Here is a 17,290-nt window from a genome sequence, read left to right as displayed (position 1 = left end):
ATCCTCAGGCGGCCCAGTGGCCGCGGCTGCGGTAGACGTCGCGCAGCACGCCGACGTGATCGGTCATGATGCCATCCACGCCACGATCCAGTAACTCGTGCATCTGGGCTGGTTCGTCGATCGTCCAGACGTGCACCTGGAGGCCGATGCGGTGGCAGTAGTCGAGGAACCGGCGGTCCACCACCGGCACCCGCCCGTAGCGCGGCGGGACCTGCGCGGCGACCACCGACGGCGGCAGCCGCAGCGGACGCCCGTGCAGGAAGGCCAGCCGCAGCCGGGCGACGCCGCGCATGCCCAGGCTGGTCGCGACCCGTCCCTCGGTGAGCGCGCGCAACCGGGTCAGCCGGGCGTCGCTGAACGAGGCGAGCAGCACCCGGTCGCCGGCGCCGGCCCGGGTCACCGTCGCGACCGTCGGCGCGACGCCGCCGTCGGCCTTCACGTCGATGTTGAAGCGGACCTGCGGCCACGCCCCCAACACCTCGTCGAGCCGGGGTACGACGGCAGCGCCGCCGACCCGTACCGAGGCGAGGTCCGCCCAGTTCATCTCGGCGATGCTCCCCGCCTCACCGGTGACCCGGCGCAGCGTCGGATCGTGAAAGATCACCGCGACGCCGTCGGCGGTGGCGTGCACGTCGGTCTCCACGTACCGGTAGCCCAGCCCGATGGCCCGGGCGAACGCCTCGGTGGTGTTCTCGTCGCCCTCGGCGGCGCCGCCACGATGGGCGAACGCCAGCGGCGCCGGCGCGTCGAGGTAGCCGAATCGGGTCAACACGCGAGGCAGTATGCCTGCGGTTGGTGGCCGGCGGGTGGCCGGCCGGCGTCTGTCGCCCGCTCGCGCCTCAGCTCCAGTCGGTCTGGTAGCCGTCGTGGCGCAACAGGTCCAGCAGTTCGGCGTCGCTGGGCCGGTGGGCGTGGGTGAGCGCGGCGGTCAACTCGTCGACGCCGACCGGCTCCGGCCCCTGCACCTCGATCGCCCGTACCGTGGCGCCGTCGGTGCGGTAGAGGGCGACGGACGGGTCGCTGTTGTCGGTCTCGTGAGTCACGATCAGCGTGCTCCCGCCGCCCAGGTCGGTGCAGGTGCGCAGCCGCGGCGAGCCGCAGTCGACGCCGTCGGGCAGCCCGCTCGCGGGGTGCGGCACACGCAACCGCCAGAGCACGGGTACGGCGCCGCCATCGGCGGTACGCAGCGGGTAGGCGATGTCGAGGCCGCCACGCTCCAGCCAGCCGACGGCGCCGGAGCGGGTCACGCCGTCGGGGATCAGCAGTTGGCCCCGAGGCCACGGTGACGATCTGGTCAGGTCGGCGAGGTCCCGCTGGTCCCTGGCGTGGTGGTACGCCGTCCGCAGCCCGGCGTAGCCGATGCCGCCGACGACGAGGAGTACCACTGCGACGAGGACGAGAGGGCGACGCGACACATGATCATTGTCCCCCTCGCCCGTACGGCTCAGGTGCCCGGGCACCTGAGCCGTACCCGGTCAGCGCCCCAGGAGTCGGAGCGTCTCGTCTCGGTGTCAGACGAGCCAACTGGCGGTTGTCCGAGAAACCGCCCCGCCGTCCAGGTCGGCGAGCTTGACTCCGACGAATGTCCGAGCAGCGTCCGAGGTCTGTACCCGTACCGGCGGTGTCGGATCGCCCAGCGCGGCGACCACCACCGCCGCTGCGGCGGCAGGCGACTGCGCTGCGGCGAACGCCTGCCCGGTCCGGGCCAGGTATGCACGCAGCGCCGGCCCGTACACGCCAGCGGCGTCGATGGCGGCGTCGGCGTCGATGCCGACGTTGGCGATGAACTCGCTGGCCACCGCGCCCGGCTCGACGAGCGTGACCCGTACGCCGGTGGTCGCGGCGAGTGGGGCGAGTGCCTCCATGAATCCCTCGACGGCGAACTTCGCCGCGCAGTACGCCTCGTTGAAGGGCTGCCCGAGGATGCCGCCGACGCTGGAGACGGTGACCAGCCGGCCGCGACTGGCCCGCAGGTGCGGCAGGGCGGCGCGGCTGACGTGCAGCACGCCAAAGAAGTTGACCTCCATGACCGCCCGGATGTCGTCGATGCTCTCCTGTTCCAGGGTGCCCAGGTGCCCGGCGCCGGCGTTGTTGACCACCGCGTCCAGCCGCCCGTATGTGCTGGTCACCTCCTCGACACAGGTATCCACGGCGCCGGGTTCGGTGACGTCGAGCCGGCGTACGTCGATCAGGTCGGCGACTCCGGCGGTGTCGGCGGCGGCGAGCAGCCGTTCGGCGCGGCTCACGTCGCGCATCGTGGCGACGGTCCGCCAGCCGGCGCGTGCGCAGCCGAGCGCGATTTCCAGTCCGATGCCCGTGGACGTGCCGGTGATCAGCACGGTCTGCTCGCCCATGTGTCTGCCTCTCCTAGCGGTGGTGTCCTCCACCTTGCCGTCACGTGTCGTTGATCGGGCCGAATCCGTCCGACCGTCAGCTCGCTTCGCGCCGGTGGGCGCGGCTGGGATCGCTGGGGCGGCCGGGGTCGACGTGGCGGGGCAGGTTCGGCTCGTCGGGGCGCAGCGGGGCGAGGGTGTCGGTGATCGCGTCGATGATCCGGTCGGTGGCGCGGCGGGCCGCGCCGGGGTTGGTGGCCGCCGTCTCACCCAGGTCGACGGGCGTGCCGAAGTGCACCCGGATCACCGGTCGACGCCACAGTGAGCGGGCGATGCCGCGCAGCATTCCGCGGGGCGCCTGGTAGGGCAGCACCTCGTGCGAGCCCCACTGGGCGACCGGGACTACCGGGGCGCCGCAGGCCAGGGCCAGTCGGGCGGCGCCGGTCTTGCCGCGTTCGGGCCACAGGCCGGGGTCCAGGCCGATGCGCCCCTCGGGATAGATGAGGATCGCCGAGCCGCGGGCGACGGCCGTGGCGGCGTCGTCGAGGGCCCGGTGCACGGCGCTGGTGCCCCGGTCGACCCGGATGTGCCCGGCGTGACGCATGGCGGCGCCGAACACCGGGACGCGGAACAGTCCGGCGGTCGCCATGATCCGCGGAGCGATGCCACGAGTGTGGCAGGCGGCGGCCATGACCACCGGGTCGAACGGGCTGATGTGGTTGGCGGTCAGCACCAGCGGGCCGCGACGCAGGTGCGCCGGGACGTCGCCGGTGACCTCGAGGCGGGCGAGCAGGCCGACCAGGCCCCGGGCCAGCAGCAGGGCTGCGCGCCAGATCAGCGGCGGCTGCCAGGCGGTGTGTGCGGTGTCCATCAGCGCGCCATCGTCGCACGCGTCGGCGGGGCCGCGAGGGCGGGTCGGGGTGATCAGGGTCATTGGTTCCGGGAGGGTGCGGGCCGCCCCGCCTTCTACGACGAGCAGTAGTATTTACTACGTCTCGTAGTACGGATGGTTGGGGGTTCTCAGGTGGACGCGTTGGACGTTGCCCGCTGGCAGTTCGGTGTCACCACCGTCTACCACTTTCTCTTCGTGCCGCTGACCATCGGCCTCTCCGTGCTGGTGGCCATCCTGCAGACGATGTGGCACCGCACCGGCAACGAGCGTTACCTCAAGCTCACCAAGTTCTACGGCAAGCTGTTCCTGATCAACTTCGCCATGGGCGTGGTCACCGGCATCGTGCAGGAGTTCCAGTTCGGGATGAACTGGAGCGACTACTCCCGCTTCGTCGGCGACGTCTTCGGCGCACCCCTGGCCATCGAGGCGCTCGTCGCGTTCTTCCTCGAATCCACCTTCATCGGCCTGTGGATCTTCGGCTGGGACCGGCTGCCCAAGCGGGCGCACCTGGCCAGCATCTGGGCCGCCGCGATCGGCACCAACCTCAGCGCCTACTTCATCCTCGCCGCGAACTCGTTCATGCAGAACCCGGTCGGCTACCGGATCAACCCCGACAGCGGACGCGCCGAGCTGACCGACTTCCCGGCCGTGCTGACCAACAAGGTCGCCCTGATCACCTTCCCGCACACCCTGGCCGGCTCGTTCCTGGTCGCCGGGTCGCTCATCGTCGCGGTCGGCCTGTGGCACGTCATCCGCAACCGCGACTCCGCCGACACTGGCGCGTACCGCTTCGCCACCAAGTTCGGCTCCTGGGTGGTCCTGGTCGCCTCCGCGGCCGTGCTGTTCACCGGCGACATCCAGGGCAAGATCATGACGGACGTGCAGCCGATGAAGATGGCCGCCGCCGAGGGCCTTTACACCACCGAGAGCCCCGCCTCGTTCTCCGTGCTCACCATCGGCAGCCTGGACGGCAGCCGCGAGGTGTTCGCCCTCAAGATCCCGTACCTGCTGTCGTACCTGGGCACCGGTGACCCGAACGGCACAGTGCACGGCATCAACGACCTGCAGGCGCAGTACGCCACCCAGTACGGCGCGGGCAGCTACACCCCGATCATCCCCGTCACCTACTGGAGCTTCCGCTTCATGATCGCCTTTGGGATGGCGGCCGGCGCGATCGCCCTGCTGGTGCTCTGGAGCCAGCGCAAGGGCCGCACCCCGAGCAGCAGGTGGCTGCTGCGTGCCGGACTGGCCATGCCGGTGCTGCCACTGCTGGCCAACTCCTTCGGCTGGATCTTCACCGAGATGGGTCGCCAACCGTGGATCGTCTTCGGCGAGATGCTCACCCGCAACGGGGTGTCCCGCAGCGTCTCGCTGGCCGAGGTGCTCACCTCGTTCACCGCCTTCACGCTGATCTACGCCACCCTCGCCGTGATCGAGGTCAAGCTGCTGCTGCGCTACGCCAAGGCCGGCGTGCCGGACGTCAGCGAGCAACCCCCCACCGACGACACCGACGACGCCGAGCGCCCGCTCGCCTTCGCCTACTGATCCCGGAGCCCATCGTGGAACTGACCACCATCTGGTTTCTCCTCGTCGCCGTGCTGTTCACCGGGTACTTCATCCTGGAGGGCTTCGACTTCGGCGTCGGCATGCTGCTGCCCGTGCTCGGCCGCGACGACCGGGAACGCCGCGTCCTGATCAACACCATCGGCCCGGTCTGGGACGGCAACGAGGTGTGGCTGATCACCGCCGGTGGCGCCATGTTCGCCGCGTTCCCCGAGTGGTACGCCACCCTCTTCTCCGGCTTCTACCTGCCGCTGCTGCTGATCCTGCTGGCCCTGATCGCCCGGGGGGTCGCCTTCGAGTACCGGCACAAGCGCCCCGAGGCGTCCTGGAAGCGCCGGTGGGACGCGGCGATCGTGGTCGGCTCGCTGCTACCGGCGATCCTGTGGGGCGTCGCCTTCGCCAACATCCTGCGCGGCGTGCCACTGGACGCCGACCACGAGTACGTCGGCGGCCTGCTGAACCTGCTCAACCCGTACGCCCTGCTGGGCGGCGCGACCACCCTCGCGCTGTTCCTCACCCACGGCGCGGTGTTCCTCGCCCTGAAGACCACCGGAGACATCCGGGAGCGCGCGGGCGCGCTCGCCGTGCGCCTGGGTGTGGGCGCCGCCGTGCTCGCGGTCGGGTTCCTGACCTGGACGCTGACCATCCGTTCCAGCGCGGCCGCCGTCGTGCTCGCCGTCGGCGCGGCCCTCGCCCTGCTCGGCGCGCTGGCCGCTGCCCGGGTACGCCGGGAGGGCTGGGCGTTCACCGGCACCGCCGTGGCGATCGGTCTGGCCGTGGCGACCCTGTTCGCGGCGCTGTTCCCGAACGTGCTGCCCTCCACGCTGGACGCGGCGGGCACGTTGACGGCCACCAACGCCGCGTCCACCCCGTACACCCTGAAGATCATGACCTGGGTGGCGGTGATCTTCACTCCGGTGGTGCTGGCCTACCAGGGGTGGACGTACTGGGTGTTCCGCAAGCGCATCGGCGTGGCCAACATCCCGCAGCACTGACCGACAGGGGTGCGGGGTCGCCACCTCGTCGATCTTGCAGTTTCGGTCGCCGTGATGCGTGGAGTGCCCCGTATGCCACCACAGAAACTGCAAGATCGCGTGGCGAGTCGATCATGCCGGCGGTAAATGCGCTGTTGGTGGGGAGCTGTCTCGCTACGGTGTGCCGATGCCTGCCACTGTGCACGTCCGCGAACTCACCGCCGACGACCTCGACGCCGCCTGGGAACTGGGCCGGTTCGCGTTCGGCTCCGACCCGCAGCGCCCGGCGCCCGCGTCCGCGCCGGTGCCGGGCCTGACCCGTTACGGCGCGTTCGACGACGCCGGCCGGCTGGTCGGCAAGGCGGTCGACCTGCACCACGACCAGTGGTGGTCCGGGCGGGCGGTGCCGGCCGCCGACGTGGCCGGGGTGGCGGTCGCCCCCGAGGCCCGGGGTCGTGGCGTGGCTCGCGCCCTGCTCACCGCGTTGCTACGCGGTGGCCGGAACCGTGGGGCGGCGATCAGCGCGCTCTACCCGACCGTCGCGGCCCCGTACCGGGCCTGCGGGTGGGAGGCCGCCGGGGTGCTGCGCACCGTCGACCTGGTCACCGCCGCGCTGCCCCGGCACCGACCCGCGTCACACCTCACCGTCCGGGCCGGTACGCCCGCCGACCTGCCGGCCGTCGACGACCTGTACGAGCGGGTCACCCGGCACCGCAACGGCATGCTGACCCGCCGGGGTGAGCTGTTCGACGCCACCGACCGCGGCCTGCCCGGCGACGGCGTCACCCTCGTCGAGGCCGGCGGCGACCTGGTCGGCTACGCCACCTGGCAGCGGGGCCGCGGATACGGGGCCGATTCCGTGCTCACCGTCGACGAGGCCCTGGCGGTCACCACCGAGGCCGCCCGGGAACTCGTCGGGGTGCTCGGCAGTTGGGCCAGCGTCGCGCCGACCCTGCGACTGTGCCCGCTCGACGGGGACGCGGTCAGCGTCCACCTGCCGTTGGAGTCGGCCCGCGAGCACGAGCGGGACCTGTGGATGCACCGGCCGGTGGACGTGGCGCGGGCGGTGAGCGCGCGGGGGTGGCCGATCCACGCCCGGGGCGCCGTCGACTTCCACCTCACCGACCCGCTCGCCGAGTGGAACACCGGCACCTGGCGGTTGACGGTCGCCGACGGCGCCGCCGAGCTGACCCGCGTCGACGGCGAGGCGGAGCTGCGGTTGGACGTACGCGGTTTCGCCCTGCTCTACGCCGGAGCGGCCCACGCCCGGTCGGTCGCGCAGGCCGGCCTGCTGCTCTGTGCCGGCGACACCGACCCGGCCGCCCTGGACCTGCTGGGCGTCGGAGGCCCGGCGCAGTTGCTCGACTACTTCTGACCGACCGGGCCCGGCACGTGGGCCGCCGACAGGTTGGCCGGACCCGGCGCGCGGGCCGCCGACAGGTTGGCCGGACCCGGCGCGCGGGCCGGCAGGATCGGGCCGCGCACCGGCGGGCTCGTGCCCGTCAGGTCGCGGCCAGTTCGGCGTTGGCGCGCTGGGTGATGAGGGTGAGCGCCCGGGCGGCGGCGCTCGCCTCGTCGGTGGGGATGTCCGCGTAGAGGCGGGCGCTGATGTCCGCGACGGCGGCGGCGATGCGGGTCTGCACGGCGTGACCGGCGTCGGTGAGCCGCAGCCGTGGTGCGTCGGCGTCGTGGTCGGTCTCGGCGAGGTCCGCGTCGACGAGGGTGGCGAGCACCCGTTGCACCTCCTGCTCGTCGACCTTGAGTGTGCTGGTGATGCGGTGCGTGAGGTGGGCGCGTTCGGCCGGGCCGTTGGCGAGGACGTTGAGGGCGAGCAACTGGTTGAACTCGACGCCGAGGGGAGCGGTGGCCCGTTCGAGCAGGGCCCGGGTGGCGTAGTGGGCATGGCCGATGACCTGGCCGTTGAGGGTGGGGACGGTGGACATGACGCCTCCTTCAATACGTTGGCTGAACCAACGTTGGTCGAGCCAACGTAACACCCGATCGTGGGTCGCGCCAACGATTACTGGTAGGCTGCGCCGCATGGACAACGCGGCCCCGCAGTCACCCGCCGGGCTCAGCACCACAGCGAGCTGGCTTCTCAACCAGACCGCCGCTCACGCCGCCCGCCTGCTCAGCGAGGGCTTCGCCGCGCACGACCTGCGCGGCTACCACTACCGGCTGCTCGCCACCCTGGCCGGAAAGGGGCCCGCGAGCCAGGCCGACCTCGGCCGGCGCTGCGGCATCGACCGCAGCGACGTGGTGGCCGCCATCAACGACCTGGCCGGCCGAGGGCTCGTGGTGCGTGCCCCCGACCCGGCCGATCGCCGCCGCAACGTCATCAGCGCCACCGACGCCGGCGCCGACGAGGCCCGCGCGATGGGTGCGACCCTCGATCGCGTCCAAGTTGACCTGCTCGCCCCGCTGTCCGCCACCGAGCGCGAGCAGCTGACCCGACTGCTCACCCGACTGCTGCACCACCACAGCCGGCGCTGACCCGCCTCAGCGGGCCTCGCGCAGCTCCGCCAGCCGGGCCTCGATCTCAGCCAGCTCGGCGCGCAGCTTCCCGGCCTGCTGCTCCGCCTCGGCCCGCTCGGTGCCGAGGATCTGCTCCACCGCCTCCTGCACCCCCGGCACGTCGACCAGGGCCACCATCTTCAACGCCTCCGCCGGCTTCACCACGTACGGCTTCGCCAGGGCCTTGCTGCCCTGCTGCGCGGCGACGGTCCACTCACCGTCGGCGTACGCCAGGGTCACGGTGAGACCCGCGGGCCCCTTCGGCTTGACGGCCTTGACCGCCCGCCGCGCCGGCGGCTTCTCCGTCGGCTCCACCTTCGGCTCCTCCTGTCGCTGCGCGGGCACCCGCGGCGTGTCCAACACGAACTCCGGCGCGGCCACCGCGGGCGCCTCGGGCTCCGGCTTCGGCTCCGCCACCCGGCGAGTGACGCCCTTGGGCGCCACGGCCAGGTCGGCGGGGGAGAACGGCAACTCGTCGCGGCCGAAGCGCACCACCACGAACTCGTCGGACACCTCCGGGTCGGTCAGCTCGATCACCTGACCGACCTGACCGGCGATCTGCCCCGCCGCCGCGGTGAACACCACCCGCGGTTTACGCCCGGCCGCCAACGCCTCCCGGATGCTCTGCACCTCGCTAGTGGACAAACCCTGGCCGGCATCCATCACAACCCTCTTCCGTACACCTGTTTGATTGCTGTCTTGATACCAGCCGACTGCGACACCCGCCGCACGGGGCTCACGCCCCGCTCAGCCGCCCAGTGCCCGCAGCGCCCGGTCCGCGTGCTCGTTCATGCTGACCTCGCTGTGGATCACCTCGATGACCCGCTGGTCAGTGCCGATGACGAAGGTCATCCGCTTCATGCTCAGCGGCCCCAACGGCACCCGCCGCTTGACGCCGAACTGCTGCGCCACCGCGCCGTCGGCGTCCGACAGCAGGGGATAGTCGAAGCCGTGCAGCTTCGAGAACTCGGCCTGCTTCGCCACCGGGTCGCGGCTGATGCCCACCCGCGTCGCGCCCAGCGCCGTGAACTCCGCCGCGAGGTCGCGGAAGTGGCAGCTCTCTGCCGTGCACCCCCGGGTCATCGCCGCCGGGTAGAAGAACAGCACCACCGGCCCGGCCGCCAGGAACTGCGACAGCCGCCGCGGCGTGCCCGTCTCATCCGGCAGCTCGAAATCCCGCACCACGTCGCCGACACCCACACCCGCCACCGCGCACCTCCATTGTCCGATCGACCGTTGTCGGATCGGCCGCGCGGTGAGCGTAAGCGATCACGCCCAGAGCGCTGCCACCTCGTCGGCCACCACGTCGGCCTGGGTCCGCCCGGCCCGCGCCGCGCCCGCGCGGCGCGCCGGGTCCAGCACGTTGCGGCCGATCGCCGTGCGCGCCGCCGCGTCCGGCGTCAGCACCACCACCCGCGACCCGGCCGCTCGCAACGCGTCCACCTGCGCCGACAGCCGTGGCATCGGCCCGAACGCCGCCGACGTCGGCGCGAGCACCAGCACCCTGCGCGCGTCCGCCGCCAGGTCCGCGTTCACCGTCGAGCGCATCCCGCCGTCGACGAAGCGGCGCGCGCCGATCGTCACCGGCGGCCACACCCCGGGCACCGCGCAACTCGCGCCCACCGCGTCCACCAGGGACACCCCGCTGTCGCTGTCGAACACCACGAACTCACCGGACGACGCGTCCACCGCCGTGACCAGCAGCCGCCGCCGCGGCCACTCCCGGTCCGGCAGACGGGCCTCGATCACCGCGCGTCGCGACGCCTCCGACGGGGTGCGCGCCGCCACCGCCATCGCCCCGATCCGCGCCCGCGAGCGCACCGCGTCGCGGGTCCGACCACCGGCCCAGATCAGCCGCGCCAGCGCCGCGAAGCCCAACCGTGCCGCCAGCTCACTCGACGGCGGCGCCAACTGCTCGGCGTAGAAACGCTCGACGGACAACCCGGAGCACACCTGGGCGCCGACCACCGAACCCGCCGACGTACCCACCACCAGGTCCGCCTCGGTGACCGGCACACCCCGCTCGACCAACCCGGCCAGCAGCCCCAACTCCCAGGCCACCCCGGTCACCCCGCCACCACCGAGCACCAACGCCCGCCGCATGTGACTCTCCTCTCGACGACCGACCCGCGCCGGTCACGGTAGCGTCGGCACGACCATCGCGCAGCCGTCGAGACTCCCCGGGAGGCACCGTGGCACCCGTCACCGTCATCACCGGCGGCGGCCGGGGCATCGGCGCCGCCACCGCGCGTCGGCTCGCCACCGCCGGTCACCACGTCGCCCTGTGCTACCGCCGCGACGAGGCCGCCGCCACCGCCGTCCTGGCCGACCTGCGGGCCGCCGGCGCCCAGGCCCTAGCGGTACGCGCCGACACCACCGACCCCGAGCAGGTGCACGCCCTGTTCGACGCGGCCGCCCAACTCGGCCCGCTCACCGGCCTGGTCAACAACGCCGGCGTCACCAGCCTGATCGGGCCCTTCACCGAGCTGCGCGTCGACGACCTGCGCCGGGTCGTCGACGTCAACCTCATCGGCTACGTCCTCTGCGCCCAGCAGGCCGCCCGACGGCTCACCGACGGCGGGGCGATCGTCAACGTCTCGTCGGCGGCCGCGACCCTCGGCAGCCCGGGGGAGTACGTGCATTACGCCGCGGTGAAGGCCGCCACCGACACCCTCACCGTCGGCCTGGCCAAGGAACTCGCCCCGAAGGGCATCCGGGTCAACGCCGTGGCCCCCGGCATCGTGCGCACCGACATCCACGCCGACTCCGGGGTGCCCGACCGCGCCGACTCCGCCGCCGGTCGCATCCCGCTGGGCCGCGCCGGCGAACCCGACGAGATCGCCGCCGCCATCGCCTGGCTGCTCGGCCTGGACGCCTCGTACGCCACCGGGACCGTGCTGCGCGTCTCCGGCGGTCTCTGACTGGTGCTGCGGGGTGCCGCCCGACGGCACCCCGCGCGCACCTCAGTGGGTGAACAGCTTCGCCGCCGTGATGACGGTCTGGGCGACCCCGTAGCCGAGCAGCGCCGCCACCACCAACCAGGAGATCCACAACCGGGCCTGCTGCCCGGGTCGGCTGTCCTCGCTCATCGCGTACCACTCCTCTGCGCCGTGGTGTCCTCGTCCACGTTCTGATCCTGATGCGTGGTCGGCTCCGTCGACGGTTCGTGGTAGCGCTGCGGCACCGGCCGTACCAGCAGGTTCGCCACGAAGCCCACGGCCAGCACAGCCACCATCGTGAACAGCGCCGGACGGTACGCCGCGGCGGTCAGTGAGCCCGGCTCGCCCTGCGCGTCGAGGAACCCGTTGACGATCAGCGGACCGGCGATCCCCGCCGCCGACCAGGCGGTCAGCAGCCGACCGTGGATCGCACCGACCTGGAAGGTGCCGAACAGGTCCCGCAGGTACGCCGGCACCGTCGCGAAACCACCGCCGTAGAACGACAGGATCACGCAGGCCAACAGCACGAACAGGGCCGTCGAGGTCTGCCCGACGAGCGCCAGCAGCGCGTAGAGCACCATGCCGACACCCAGGTACACCAGGTAGATCGGTTTGCGGCCGATCATGTCCGAGGTGGACGACCACACGAACCGGCCGGCCATGTTGAACAGCGACAGCAGACCCACGAACCCGCCGGCCGCCGCGACGGTCACCGCCGAGGTGCCGTTGTCGCGGAAGAAGTCCTGGATCATCGGGCTGGCCTGTTCCAGGATGCCGATGCCGGCGGTCACGTTGCAGAACAGCACCACCCACAGCAGCCAGAACGAGCGGGTCTTCACCGCGTTCGCCGCCGACACATTCGCCGTGGTGACCAGCGGCTTCGCCGCCACGCTGCCCGGGTCGAAGCCGGCCGGCCGCCAGTCCCGCGCCGGCACCCGCACGTTCGCCACCCCGAACATCATGATGACGAAGTAGCCCAGGCCGAGCGTCACGAACAGCCACACCAGGGCGCTGCCCGACGCCGTCGACCCCGCGTTGGTCGGGTCGTAGCCGGCGTCGAAGAACGACAGCAGTTGCCGCGACAGGGGAGAGGCGACCATCGCCCCACCACCGAATCCCATGATCGCCAGTCCGGTGGCCAGGCCCGGCCGGTCCGGGAACCACTTGATCAGGGTGGAGACGGGGGAGATGTAGCCGATGCCCAGCCCGATGCCGCCGAGCAGCCCGTAGCCCAGATACAGCAGCCACAACTGCTTCGTGGCGATGCCCAGCGAGCCCACCAGGAAACCCGCCGCCCAGAAACAGGCCGAGACGAACATGGCCTTCCGCGGCCCGTTCGCCTCCACCCAGGTCCCGGCGACCGCGGCGGACAACCCGAGCATCACGATCGCGATGCTGAAGATCACCCCGATCGCCGTCTGGCTGGTGTCGAAGTGGGCGATCAGGGAGTTCTTGTAGACGCTGGTCGCGTAGACCTGACCGATGCAGAGGTGGATGGCCAACGCCGCCGGGGGGATGAGCCACCGGCTGTAGCCGGGCGGCGCGACGGTGTGCCGACGATCGAGTGCGGAAAGCATGAGCTGCTTCCTCTCCGACGAGGACGAGAAACGTCGCACCCAACGTGCCCACACCACTCGCAAGCGGCAAACCTCACCGTCGCCGGACGGTCGTTCCGCTGAGCTGAGCGGTCAGTCAGCGTCCGCGCGGCGCGCGTCCCCGTGCCGCGTGATCGACTCGGCTTTCCGGGGTGTCGCGGTATCAGGCCCTCCGCGACACCCCGACTTTGAAAACCGAGTCGATCACCCTGCCGTTCGGAGGCCCGGCGGACCGGCCTCCGAGGGCGCGCCGGCTCAGGCCGCGACCGCCGCCTCGGCGACCCGCTCGGCGTCGGGGCGCAGTTGCGGCGTGGCGAGCGAGATGGCCAGGTTGACGATCGCGAAGACGGCGGCGATCAACAGCCCACGGTGGAACCCGTCGACCAGCGCCTGCTGCTGACCGGCGCCGCGACCGAGCGCGTCGGTGACGTGGGTGACCGACAGCGTGGTGACGATGGCCAACCCCAGCGCGCCGCCGACCTGGTACACCGCGGTCACCACACCGGACGCGGCGCCGGCCTCATGGTGCTCGACGTCGGAGATCGCGGAGATCTGGGCGGGTACGCCCAACGTGGTGATGCCCAGACCGAACAGCAGCAAACCGGGCAGCAGCTCGCTCGTGTAGGAGCCCGTGGCGCTCGCCCCGCTGAGCAGCAGCAGGCCGATCACGCTGAGCAGCGCGCCGATGATCTGCAGGGTGCGGGTGCCGAGCCGGTGCACCAGTTGGGTGGCGAGGGCGGCGCCGGCGATGGCCGTCGCACCCATCGGCAGGAACTGCAGGCCGGCGGTCAGCGGCGAGGCGCCGCGTACCTGCTGCAGGTAGATCGCGGTGAGGAAGAACATCGACAGGAACGCGGCGCCGTTGAGCGCCAACGCCCCACTGGAGACACTCAGCGCCCGGGAGCGGAACAGCCGCAGCGGCACCAGTGGCGCGGCCGAGCGCGCCTCCACGCCGACGAAGACAGCCAGCAGCGCGACCCCACCGATGAGGGTGGCGAGCACCTGCGCCGAGCCCCAGCCGGCCGACTCCGCCCTGACCACGCCGAACACCACGGCGAGCAGACCGGTGGTGCCGAGAACCGCGCCGAGCGCGTCGAAGGTCCGGGGGCCGGGCTGGGAGTGCCGCACGGCCGCCACGAAGGTCGGCACGATCGCCACGAGCGCGATGACGATGGGTACGTTGACGAAGAAGACCCACCGCCAGCTCAGCGCGTCGACGAGCAGGCCGCCGGCCACCACGCCCAGGGTGCCGCCGAGCCCGGCGAGGGCACCCCAGATGCCCATGGCGATGTTGCGTTCCCGTCCGTGCGCGAACGTGACGGTGAGGATGGCCAACGCCGCGGGGGAGAGCAACGCGCCGCCCAGGCCCTGCACGGCGCGCGCGGCGATCAGCAGGCCGGGCGAGGTCGCGAGTCCGGCGAGCAGGGACATCGCCCCGAACAGCACCAGACCGACGATGAAGATCCGGCGGGCGCCGAGCAGGTCGGCGGCGCGACCGCCGAGCAGCAGGAAACCACCGAAGAGCAGGGTGTACGCGCTGATCACCCATTGCAGGTCGTCAGCGGTGAAGCTCAGGTCGCTCTGGATGTTGGGCAGCGCCACGTTCACGATCGTCACGTCGAGGATGACGATGAACTGCGCCACCGACAGCACCGCCAGAGTTGCCCAGGGACTACGTCGCATGCCTACCCCATCGGAGAGAGGACGTCGCACGACGCGGTATACGCCGTACATCTACAACGTATACCGACGTGTGTACGTAGTACACTGGCCTGGTGGTCAGTATGAGCAAGGACACCCCGCAGCGTCTCGACCCCACCGCGATCGTCGCGAGCGCACTGCGCATCGCCGACGCTGAGGGCCTGTCCGCGATCACCATCCGCCGGCTGGCCCAGGAACACGGCGTCACCCCGATGGCGCTCTACCGGCACTTCCGGGACAAGGGCGACCTGCTCGACGCGCTCGCCGCGCGAATGCTCGCCGACATCCGCCTGCCCGAGCCGACCACCGAGCCCTGGGACGAGCAGGTCCGCGCCATCCTGGCCGCCTGCCTCGCCGCGCTACGCCCACACCCCACCGTCGCCGGGCTCGTCCCCACGCGCATCCTGCTGTCCGAGCCGGGCCTGATCCTGGTGGAGCGCATCCTCGCCCTGCTCCACGGGGCGGGCTACCCCCCGGAGCAGGCCACCGAGATCGGCAGCCAGGCCCTCTGCTCCCTGGTGACCCTCGTCGCCACCGAACCTGGCGCCATGGGGAGCAGCGACCCGGACATCCGCGACGACGCCGTCCGCGCCAAGCGGGCGGCGCTGCAGGCGTTGGCACCGCAGCGTTTTCCGCACGTCCTCGCCGCCGCCGACGCGCTCACGCTCTGCGGCGACCGGGAGGGCTACTACGACCTGGGCATCGAGTTCGCCGTCGCCGGCATCCGCGGCATCCGCCCGGCGACCCGCACCACCGGGTGATCCCACCCGCACCGCCAGGTGAGAGCCCTGTTGCGGCCCGGTCTCGGCCCGCCGCTACCGCAGGACCGGCAGGTGCCAGCCGCCGGCCAGCGCGTCGGCGTCCGCCGGACCCCAGCTGCCCTTCTCGTACGACTGCACCGCCGTCGGCAGATCCAGGATCGGCTCGACGATGCGCCACTCCTGCTCGATCGTCTCGGCACGCGCGAAGCGCAGGTGCTGCCCGTCCATCGCGTCGTCGAGCAGCCGCTCGTACGCCTCCTGCCGGCGACCGAGGGCCGAGCCGAAGTCGACGGACAGGTCCACCGGGCGGCTCGCCACCTCAGCACCCGGGCTCTTCGCCTGGATCGACATCGTGATGCCGTCACCGCGGCCGAGGCGGAAACGCAGCAGATTCGCGGCCCCCGCCGTGCCCCGCTCGGCGGGGATCAGCGAGCGCTGCGGCTGCTTGAACTCGACCACGACCTCCGTCGCCGTCCCCGGCAGCGACTTACCGGTGCGCAGGTAGAACGGCACGCCCACCCAGCGGGGGGAGTCGACCGTCAACCGGGTCGCCACGAACGTCTCCGTGTTCGACGCCGCCGCCACGCCCGGCTCGTCGCGGTAGCCGGCGTACTGCCCCCGGACCGTGGAGTCCGGCGACAGCGGCGCGACCTGCCGCAGCACCGCGGCCTCCGCCTCCCGGAACGCCGCGGTGTCGTCGCTGGCGGGCGCCTCCATCGCGATGAACGCGACGACCTGGAGGATGTGGTTCTGCAGCACGTCCCGGGTCGCGCCCACCGTGTCGTAGAAGCCGGCCCGGCCCTGCGTGCCGAAACCCTCGGCGAGGGTCACCTGGATGTTGTCGATGTGCTCGTTGTTCCACAGCGGCTCGAACAGCCGGTTGGCGAACCGGAAGGCGTAGAGACCCTCGACGGCTTCCTTGCCGAGGTAGTGGTCGATGCGGAACACCCGCTCCGGCGCGAAGGCCACGCCCAGTGTGCGATCCAGCTCGCGGGAGGACTCCAGGTCACGCCCGAACGGCTTCTCCACGATCACCCGACCCCGGTCGGCCAGACCCACGGCCGCCAGGCCCTCGACGACGGAACCGAACACCGCCGGAGGGATCGCCAGGTAGAACACCGGCCGCTCGGCGTCGCGCAGCCGCTCAGCCAGCCGCTGGTACGTCGTCGGGTCCGCGTAGTTGCCAGAGATCATCGAAAGGTTGTCCGCGAGCCGATCGAAGGTCTCGTCGTCGATCTCGTCATCGGCCTCGGTGACCGACTTGCGGGCCATGGTGACCAGCTGCTCATCATCCCAGGGGGAGCGGGCCACGCCGATCACCGGAACGTCGAGGCGCTCGCGCCGGGTCAACTCGTACAGCGCCGGAAAGAGCTTCTTCGAGACGAGGTCTCCCGTGACGCCGAACAGCACTACCGCGTCTGAGCGCATGTGCATGGCACTTCCCATTCGATCATCCGAACCTGATCTTCCGAACGGACAACGGCACGACCCACTCCAGGAATTCCCCAGCGTGCGGCGTACGTGAGGTCGGCGACAACACTGTCTCGACGAGCCCTTATGTTAAGAAAGGTTTACAGTACAGGCGGAACGCCGGTAACCTGCGACTCTAATCGACGAACGTCGATCATGACGAGGACCTGTGCGTGACCGGTCTCGCCCGGACACGGTTGGCGAAGTCGGTGCACGACGCTGGGTGGTCGCAGTTTACGGCCATGCTGGAGTACAAGGCCGCCCGGTACGGGCGCACCTTCGCCCGGGTGGACAGGTTCTTCCCGTCGACCCGTATGTGCTCGGACTGCGGCCGGATCAACGACAAGATGGCGCTCAACGTCCGGACGTGGGGCTGCCCATGCGGCGGCCTGCACGACCGAGACGTGAACGCCGCCAGGAACATCAGGGCCGCCGCACGGGCGGACCTCAACGACCGCGGAGCGCAGGTAAGACCGGCACCCGTGCCGGCACCGCGCAGGGAAGCGGTAACCCGCCGGGAGCTTGCCCCTTCGGGGGCGTAGCAGACC

Annotated in this window: 19 protein-coding genes; 7 read left to right on the top strand and 12 right to left on the bottom strand. The window is 71.6% G+C overall.

What is annotated here, in order from left to right; all coding sequences use genetic code 11:
* Positions 1–4: 4 nt before the first annotated feature.
* The 4 genes from ABZS40_RS08295 to ABZS40_RS08280 all read right to left on the bottom strand — a co-directional run bounded on the left by ABZS40_RS08295 (position 5) and on the right by ABZS40_RS08280 (position 3,204).
* Entirely contained in the window at positions 5–772 is a 768-nt protein-coding gene (locus ABZS40_RS08295; protein WP_354942645.1) for a glycerophosphodiester phosphodiesterase, read from the bottom strand.
* 67 nt (positions 773–839) lie between these two features.
* A complete protein-coding gene (locus ABZS40_RS08290) occupies positions 840–1,415 on the bottom strand; it encodes a hypothetical protein (RefSeq protein ID WP_354942644.1) in 576 nt (191 codons plus the stop codon).
* Between the two features lie 96 nt (positions 1,416–1,511).
* Positions 1,512–2,354: an SDR family NAD(P)-dependent oxidoreductase gene (locus ABZS40_RS08285; protein ID WP_354942643.1), complete on the bottom strand. Its 843-nt coding sequence runs from the start codon at positions 2,352–2,354 to the stop codon at positions 1,512–1,514.
* Between the two features lie 76 nt (positions 2,355–2,430).
* Positions 2,431–3,204, bottom strand: a complete 774-nt coding sequence (locus ABZS40_RS08280; protein WP_354942827.1) for a lysophospholipid acyltransferase family protein — start codon at positions 3,202–3,204, stop codon at positions 2,431–2,433.
* A 153-nt stretch (positions 3,205–3,357) separates the two neighbouring features.
* Between ABZS40_RS08280 and ABZS40_RS08275 the strand changes: the two genes are divergently transcribed.
* The 3 genes from ABZS40_RS08275 to ABZS40_RS08265 all read left to right on the top strand — a co-directional run bounded on the left by ABZS40_RS08275 (position 3,358) and on the right by ABZS40_RS08265 (position 7,137).
* Positions 3,358–4,770, top strand: a complete 1,413-nt coding sequence (locus ABZS40_RS08275) for a cytochrome ubiquinol oxidase subunit I (protein WP_354942826.1) — start codon at positions 3,358–3,360, stop codon at positions 4,768–4,770.
* Between the two features lie 14 nt (positions 4,771–4,784).
* On the top strand, positions 4,785–5,783 hold the full coding sequence (cydB, locus tag ABZS40_RS08270; RefSeq protein WP_354942642.1) for a cytochrome d ubiquinol oxidase subunit II: 999 nt from the start codon (positions 4,785–4,787) through the stop codon (positions 5,781–5,783).
* Positions 5,784–5,949: 166 nt separating this feature from the next.
* Positions 5,950–7,137, top strand: a complete 1,188-nt coding sequence (locus ABZS40_RS08265; protein WP_354942641.1) for a GNAT family N-acetyltransferase — start codon at positions 5,950–5,952, stop codon at positions 7,135–7,137.
* Positions 7,138–7,264: 127 nt separating this feature from the next.
* On the opposite strand, the gene ABZS40_RS08260 is transcribed toward ABZS40_RS08265, so the two are convergent.
* On the bottom strand, positions 7,265–7,705 hold the full coding sequence (locus tag ABZS40_RS08260) for a MarR family winged helix-turn-helix transcriptional regulator (protein WP_354942640.1): 441 nt from the start codon (positions 7,703–7,705) through the stop codon (positions 7,265–7,267).
* 97 nt (positions 7,706–7,802) lie between these two features.
* On the opposite strand from ABZS40_RS08260, the gene ABZS40_RS08255 reads away from it, so the two are divergent.
* Positions 7,803–8,255, top strand: a complete 453-nt coding sequence (locus ABZS40_RS08255) for a MarR family winged helix-turn-helix transcriptional regulator (RefSeq protein ID WP_354942639.1) — start codon at positions 7,803–7,805, stop codon at positions 8,253–8,255.
* Between the two features lie 6 nt (positions 8,256–8,261).
* On the opposite strand, the gene ABZS40_RS08250 is transcribed toward ABZS40_RS08255, so the two are convergent.
* The 3 genes from ABZS40_RS08250 to ABZS40_RS08240 all read right to left on the bottom strand — a co-directional run bounded on the left by ABZS40_RS08250 (position 8,262) and on the right by ABZS40_RS08240 (position 10,379).
* Complete coding sequence (locus ABZS40_RS08250; RefSeq protein WP_354942638.1) at positions 8,262–8,939, bottom strand: hypothetical protein; 678 nt, start codon at positions 8,937–8,939, stop codon at positions 8,262–8,264.
* An 84-nt stretch (positions 8,940–9,023) separates the two neighbouring features.
* The gene (locus tag ABZS40_RS08245; RefSeq protein ID WP_354942637.1) at positions 9,024–9,485 is read right to left on the bottom strand and encodes a peroxiredoxin; all 462 of its coding nucleotides are present in this window, start codon (positions 9,483–9,485) and stop codon (positions 9,024–9,026) included.
* A gap of 60 nt (positions 9,486–9,545) precedes the next feature.
* Positions 9,546–10,379, bottom strand: a complete 834-nt coding sequence (locus tag ABZS40_RS08240; protein WP_354942636.1) for a patatin-like phospholipase family protein — start codon at positions 10,377–10,379, stop codon at positions 9,546–9,548.
* 89 nt (positions 10,380–10,468) lie between these two features.
* On the opposite strand from ABZS40_RS08240, the gene ABZS40_RS08235 reads away from it, so the two are divergent.
* Positions 10,469–11,197, top strand: coding sequence for an SDR family oxidoreductase (locus ABZS40_RS08235; RefSeq protein ID WP_354942635.1), 729 nt, complete (start codon positions 10,469–10,471; stop codon positions 11,195–11,197).
* A 42-nt stretch (positions 11,198–11,239) separates the two neighbouring features.
* Here ABZS40_RS08235 and ABZS40_RS08230 read toward each other — a convergent pair whose 3' ends face one another.
* The 3 genes from ABZS40_RS08230 to ABZS40_RS08220 form a co-directional block, all read right to left on the bottom strand.
* Positions 11,240–11,365, bottom strand: a complete 126-nt coding sequence (locus ABZS40_RS08230) for a hypothetical protein (protein WP_256443348.1) — start codon at positions 11,363–11,365, stop codon at positions 11,240–11,242.
* Positions 11,362–12,792, bottom strand: coding sequence for an OFA family MFS transporter (locus tag ABZS40_RS08225; protein WP_354942634.1), 1,431 nt, complete (start codon positions 12,790–12,792; stop codon positions 11,362–11,364). Before ABZS40_RS08225 ends, ABZS40_RS08230 begins: the two co-directional genes overlap by 4 nt.
* A 273-nt stretch (positions 12,793–13,065) precedes the next feature.
* On the bottom strand, positions 13,066–14,493 hold the full coding sequence (locus ABZS40_RS08220) for a DHA2 family efflux MFS transporter permease subunit (RefSeq protein ID WP_354942633.1): 1,428 nt from the start codon (positions 14,491–14,493) through the stop codon (positions 13,066–13,068).
* Positions 14,494–14,594: 101 nt separating this feature from the next.
* Here ABZS40_RS08220 and ABZS40_RS08215 point away from each other — a divergent pair, with 101 nt between their 5' ends.
* Positions 14,595–15,272 carry a TetR/AcrR family transcriptional regulator gene (locus ABZS40_RS08215; RefSeq protein ID WP_354942825.1) on the top strand — a complete coding sequence of 226 codons (678 nt, stop codon included), beginning with the start codon at positions 14,595–14,597 and terminating at the stop codon, positions 15,270–15,272.
* 54 nt (positions 15,273–15,326) lie between these two features.
* Here the strand turns inward: ABZS40_RS08215 and zwf are convergent, their stop codons facing one another.
* Complete coding sequence (gene zwf / locus ABZS40_RS08210) at positions 15,327–16,706, bottom strand: glucose-6-phosphate dehydrogenase (RefSeq protein WP_354942632.1); 1,380 nt, start codon at positions 16,704–16,706, stop codon at positions 15,327–15,329.
* 209 nt (positions 16,707–16,915) lie between these two features.
* On the opposite strand from zwf, the gene ABZS40_RS08205 reads away from it, so the two are divergent.
* Complete coding sequence (locus ABZS40_RS08205; protein WP_354942631.1) at positions 16,916–17,284, top strand: transposase; 369 nt, start codon at positions 16,916–16,918, stop codon at positions 17,282–17,284.
* The last annotated feature ends 6 nt before the right edge of the window (positions 17,285–17,290 follow it).

Source organism: Micromonospora sp. NPDC005324 (assembly GCF_040607155.1).
GTDB lineage: Bacteria > Actinomycetota > Actinomycetes > Mycobacteriales > Micromonosporaceae > Micromonospora > Micromonospora trifolii.
The sequence above is the reverse complement of the archived record's forward strand: the minus strand, read 5'-3'. Positions and strand labels throughout refer to the sequence as shown.

Excerpts from the sequence above, each read along its gene's own strand:
- ABZS40_RS08285 (WP_354942643.1), bottom strand. The coding sequence starts at position 2,354 with ATGGGCGAGCAGACCGTGCTGATCACCGGCACGTCCACGGGCATCGGA.
- ABZS40_RS08280 (WP_354942827.1), bottom strand. The coding sequence starts at position 3,204 with ATGGACACCGCACACACCGCCTGGCAGCCGCCGCTGATCTGGCGCGCA.
- ABZS40_RS08265 (WP_354942641.1), top strand. The coding sequence starts at position 5,950 with ATGCCTGCCACTGTGCACGTCCGCGAACTCACCGCCGACGACCTCGAC.
- ABZS40_RS08260 (WP_354942640.1), bottom strand. The coding sequence starts at position 7,705 with ATGTCCACCGTCCCCACCCTCAACGGCCAGGTCATCGGCCATGCCCAC.
- ABZS40_RS08255 (WP_354942639.1), top strand. The coding sequence starts at position 7,803 with ATGGACAACGCGGCCCCGCAGTCACCCGCCGGGCTCAGCACCACAGCG.
- ABZS40_RS08250 (WP_354942638.1), bottom strand. The coding sequence starts at position 8,939 with ATGGATGCCGGCCAGGGTTTGTCCACTAGCGAGGTGCAGAGCATCCGG.
- ABZS40_RS08240 (WP_354942636.1), bottom strand. The coding sequence starts at position 10,379 with ATGCGGCGGGCGTTGGTGCTCGGTGGTGGCGGGGTGACCGGGGTGGCC.
- ABZS40_RS08230 (WP_256443348.1), bottom strand. The coding sequence starts at position 11,365 with ATGAGCGAGGACAGCCGACCCGGGCAGCAGGCCCGGTTGTGGATCTCC.
- ABZS40_RS08225 (WP_354942634.1), bottom strand. The coding sequence starts at position 12,792 with ATGCTTTCCGCACTCGATCGTCGGCACACCGTCGCGCCGCCCGGCTAC.
- ABZS40_RS08220 (WP_354942633.1), bottom strand. The coding sequence starts at position 14,493 with ATGCGACGTAGTCCCTGGGCAACTCTGGCGGTGCTGTCGGTGGCGCAG.
- ABZS40_RS08215 (WP_354942825.1), top strand. The coding sequence starts at position 14,595 with ATGAGCAAGGACACCCCGCAGCGTCTCGACCCCACCGCGATCGTCGCG.
- zwf (WP_354942632.1), bottom strand. The coding sequence starts at position 16,706 with ATGCACATGCGCTCAGACGCGGTAGTGCTGTTCGGCGTCACGGGAGAC.